This is a genomic window from Streptomyces murinus (assembly GCF_002154555.1).
Lineage (GTDB): Bacteria > Actinomycetota > Actinomycetes > Streptomycetales > Streptomycetaceae > Streptomyces > Streptomyces murinus.
The window spans coordinates 1-1515 of the sequence record NZ_MUNF01000477.1; the positions used below are offsets into that span (position 1 = coordinate 1).

The following is a 1515-nucleotide window of genomic DNA, read 5'->3' on the forward strand; positions in this document are numbered from 1 at the left end:
CACCAAGACCGCCACCCCCACCCCCACGCCGACCACGAGCACCGGTTCCGGCACCACCGCGTCCGCCGGGTTCGCGCCCTACGTGGACACCTCCCTCTACCCGGCCTTCGACCTCCTCGGCGCCGCCGACGCCACCGGGGTGAAGAATTACAACCTGGCCTTCATCACCGACGGCGGCGGCTGCACCCCCAAGTGGGGCGGTGTCACCGATGTGAGCAGCGACGCCGTGGCCGCGCAGATCGGCGCCCTGCGCGCCAAGGGCGGTGACGTCCGGGTCTCCTTCGGCGGCGCCTCCGGCTCCGAGCTGGCCACCACCTGCACCTCCGCGGACGCGCTCGCGGCGGCGTACGGCAAGGCGATCGACGCGTTCAAGCTGACCAAGGTCGACTTCGACGTGGAGGGCGGCGCGCTGCCGAACACGGCCGCCAACACCCGCCGCGCCCAGGCCATCGCCAAGCTCCAGGCCCAGCACCCCGGCCTGGACGTCTCCTTCACCCTCCCGGTGATGCCCGAGGGCCTCACCCAGGACGGCGTCAACCTGCTGTCCAACGCCAAGGCCAACGGGGTGAAGACCGGCCTGGTCAACATCATGGCGATGGACTACGGCTCCTCGTACAACGGCGACATGGGCGGCTACGCCGAGCAGGCCGCCACCGCCACCCAGGCCCAGGTCAAGAGCGTGCTCGGGCTCTCCGACGCGGCCGCCTGGAAGACCGTCGCCGTCACCCCGATGATCGGGGTCAACGACGTCTCCGCCGAGACCTTCACGGTCTCCGACGCCACCCAGCTGGCGGGCTTCGCCGCGACCAAGGGCCTGGGCGGCCTGTCCATGTGGTCCGCCGCCCGCGACCAGCAGTGCCCCGGCGGCCCCAAGCCCTCCGCCGACCCCACGTGCAGCTCCGTCGCCCAGGACAAGTGGGCGTTCTCGAAGGCATTCGCCGCCTTCAAGTGAGGCAGGTGAGGCGTGGGCACGTGTAAGGGGCGCGGCAGCGGGATGCCGCGCCCCTCGCGCACGCGGTCAGCTCACGCCGCGTCGACCGGCGGCAGCTCGCCCGTCCGGGCCGCCCTGCCGTACCAGTGGGCGCTCGACTTCGGGGTGCGCTCCAGGGTCGCGTAGTCGACGTACACCGCGCCGAACCGCTTGCCGTAGCCGTACGCCCACTCGAAGTTGTCCATCAGGGACCACAGGTAGTAGCCGCGCACATCGGCCCCGTCCGCGATGGCGCGCTCGACCTCGGCGAGGTGGGCGCGCAGATAGGCGATGCGCTCGGGGTCGTGCACCCGGCCCTCGGCGTCCGGCTTGTCGTCGTAGGCCGCGCCGTTCTCCGTGATGTACAGCCGCAGCCCCGGGGCCTCCCGGGAGTAGCGCATGATCAGCTCGTGCAGGCCGCTCGGGTCGATGGTCCAGCCCATCTCGGTGCGCTCGCCCGGCGTCTGATGGAACAGCACGTCGTCGGCGCCGGGCCAGGGGGAGTGCGCGCTGGCGCCGTGGCCGTCCGCGCGCGGACCCGCGAC

The 1515-nt window shown here is 72.3% G+C and carries 2 protein-coding genes; one reads left to right on the forward strand and one right to left on the reverse strand.

Translation table 11 applies throughout. From position 1 onward, the window contains the following. A partial coding sequence (locus CCN72_RS26945; protein WP_202441611.1) for a chitinase occupies positions 1–952 on the forward strand: 952 nt, incomplete at its 5' end. Positions 953–1023: 71 nt separating this feature from the next. On the opposite strand, the gene CCN72_RS26950 is transcribed toward CCN72_RS26945, so the two are convergent. Further along, positions 1024–1515 (reverse strand): family 1 glycosylhydrolase (locus CCN72_RS26950; protein ID WP_143664210.1); only part of this gene is annotated, 492 nt, incomplete at its 5' end.